Origin of the sequence: Actinoplanes couchii (assembly GCF_016862075.1) — a bacterium.
Taxonomy (GTDB): domain Bacteria; phylum Actinomycetota; class Actinomycetes; order Mycobacteriales; family Micromonosporaceae; genus Actinoplanes; species Actinoplanes couchii.
In genome coordinates this window covers 1-2,865 of record NZ_BOMG01000171.1, presented here as the reverse complement: position 1 = coordinate 2,865, position 2,865 = coordinate 1, and the positions used below count along the sequence as shown (strand labels likewise).

Here is a 2,865-nt window from a genome sequence, read left to right as displayed (position 1 = left end):
CGTGTACGCCACCCGCCCGCTGACCACGCTGCCCGCGCCGCCGCTGGCGAGCAGCCCCTCCAGCTCGGCGGGTGCCTGCGCCAGACGGGAGCCGTAGTCGTGGTACATGGCGCCCGCGAAGACGCCCGTACGGCTGCCCCGCAGCGAGGCCGGGTCCAGGCCGGCCCGCTCGAACAGCTCCCACGACGTCTCCAGCAACAACCGCTGCTGCGGATCCATCGCCAGCGCCTCGGCGGGCGAGATGCCGAAGAACGCCGCGTCGAAGTCGCCGGCGTCGTGCAGGAAACCGCCGAACCGGGTGGTGGACCGGCCGGCCCGGTCGGGATCGGGGTCATAGAGGTCGCCGACGTCCCAGCCCCGGTCGGCGGGGAACCCGGTGATGCCGTCCGCGCCGCCGAGCAACAGCTCCCACAGATCCTCCGGCGACCGGACCCCGCCCGGATAGCGGCAGGCCATGCCGACGATGGCGATCGGCTCGACGGCCGCGGCCGTCGCAACGGACGGCGCCGCCGTCTCCCGGGCACCCACCAACAGGCTGGCCAGGTGCTCGGCCAGCACGGCCGGCGACGGGTAGTCGAAGACCAGCGTGGCCGGCAGCCGCAGCCCGGTCGCGACGGCGAGCGCGTTGCGCAGCTCGACCGCCATCAGCGAGTCGAACCCGAGGTCACGGAAGACCCGGTCGGCGCCGACCGCCTCGGCCGAGTCGAAGCCGAGCACGGTCGCGGCGTCCCGGCGCACGAGGTCGAGCAGCACGGCGTGCCGTTCCGGCGGCTCCAGGCCGGTCAGCCGCGCCCGCAGCCCGGTGCCGTCAGCGGTGGCCGCCGGTCGCGCGGCGGGCCGGACCAGCCCACGCAGCGGCGGCGGCACGGCGGTGTGGCGGCCGAGGAGCCCGAGGTCGAGGCGGAGCGCCAGCGGCGCCGGGTCGGATCCGGCCAGGGCGGCGTCGAAGGCGCGCAGCCCTTCGTCGAGGGCGAACCCGCCGACGCCGGCCCGCCGCATCCGTGCCACGTCGGCGCCGGCGAGGGCGCCGGCCATCCCGTCGCCGAGATCCCACCGGCCCCACGCGATCGAGGTGGCGGGCAGGCCGGCTGCACGGCGGTGCCGGGCCAGGCCGTCGAGGAACGCGTTGGCGGCGGCGTAGTTGGCCTGCCCGGCCGCGCCGAGCGTGCCGGCGGCCGACGAGAACAACACGAAGGCGTCGAGGTCGCGGTCGCGGGTCAGCTCGTGCAGGTGCTGTGCGGCGACGGCCTTCGGGGCCAGCACGGCAGCGACGCGCTCCGCGGTCATCGTCTCCAGCAGGCCGTCGTCGACGATGCCGGCCGCGTGCACCACGGCGGTCACCGGATGCTCGTCGAAGAGCCGCGCGAGCGTCTCCCGGTCGGACACGTCGCCGGCCACGACGGTCACCGAGGCGCCGAGCGCGGTGAGCTCCTCGACGGCGTCGGCACGACCGCTTCGGCTGACCAGCAGGAGGTTCCGGACGCCGTACGCGCCGGCGAGGTGCCGGGCGATCGCAACGCCGAGCGCGCCGGTCCCGCCGGTCACCAGCACCGTGCCGTCGGCGCGCCACGGCGTGGATACCGCCGTGGCCCGCTCCCGGACCAGCCGTGGCACCAGCAGCCGACCGGCGCGGACGGCGATCTGCGGCTCGCCGGTGGCCGCGGCGAGCGCCGACAAGCTTTCGTCGTCGGTGTCGGCCAGGACGATGCGGTCCGGGTGCTCGGCCTGCACCGACCGGATCAGGCCCCACACCGCCGAGCCCGCCGGGTCGGTGAGGTCGCCGGGCCCGGCGGCGCCTCGGGTCAGCACGACGAGCCGTTCCCCGGCGGGGCGGTCCTCGGCCAGCCATCCGCGGACGGCCTCCAGCGACTCGGCGACGGCGGTCACCGGGTCGGAGGACTCACTGCGCCGCAGCACCTCGTGGCGGGCTCCGGTCACGGCCGGCGCGGCGACCGGGATCCACTCGAGCCGGAAGACATCACTCCGCCGGTACGCGGCGAGTTGCTCGTCGGAGACCTCGCGGAAGGTGAGAGCGTCCACCGAGAGCACCGGGCGGCCGGTCTCGTCGGTGGCGGTCACGGCGACCGCGGCCGGTCCGGCCGGAGCCAGCCGTACGCGCAGGGTCGAGGCGCCCCCGGCGGTCAGCGTCACGCCCTGCCAGCCGAACGGGAGCCGGCCGGAGCGGCCCGGTTCGGCACCGAGCGCGTGCAGGGCCGCGTCGAGCAGCGCGGGGTGGACGCCGAAGCCGTCGGTGGGGAGGCCGTCGAGCGCGACCTCGGCGTACCGGTCGTCGCCGTGGCGCCAGACGGCCCTGACGTTCCGGAAGGACGGACCGTAGTCGAAGCCGGCCGCCGCGAGGCGGTCGTAAAGGTCGTCGAGGTCGTCCGGCACGGCGCCGGTGGGCGGCCAGGCCGGCATCGCGGGCGCTTCCGGCCGGTCGGTGCCGTCGAGGATGCCGGAGGCGTGCCGGGCCCAGTCACCGTCCGGCTGCCGGACGTGGATCGTGAATGCTTGCGCGCCGTCGACGGCCCCGTCGACGGCCACCTGCACCGCGACTCCCCCGTCGGCGGGCAGGATGAGCGGCGCCTCGAGGGTGAGCTCGCGGACCCGGCCGTGACCGGTGGCCTGTGCCGCGCGCAGGGCCAGCTCGACGAAGACCGTGCCGGGCACGAGCGGCGCGGACCGCACGACGTGGTCGGCCAGCCACGGCTGAGCGGCGGCCGACAATCGGCCGGTCAGCAGCAGGCCGCCGGAGTGCGGAAGCGCGACGGCGGCGCCGATCAACCGGTGTTCGGTGGCTTCGAGTCCGGCCGCGGTCACGTCGCCGGGGCGCGCGTCGCCGTCCCGCAGCCAGTAGCGCCGTCG

The 2,865-nt window shown here is 76.5% G+C and carries 1 protein-coding gene; it reads right to left on the bottom strand.

The window, feature by feature from the left end:
• Nucleotides 1-2,865 (bottom strand): type I polyketide synthase (locus Aco03nite_RS52295; protein WP_203810738.1); only part of this gene is annotated, 2,865 nt, incomplete at both ends.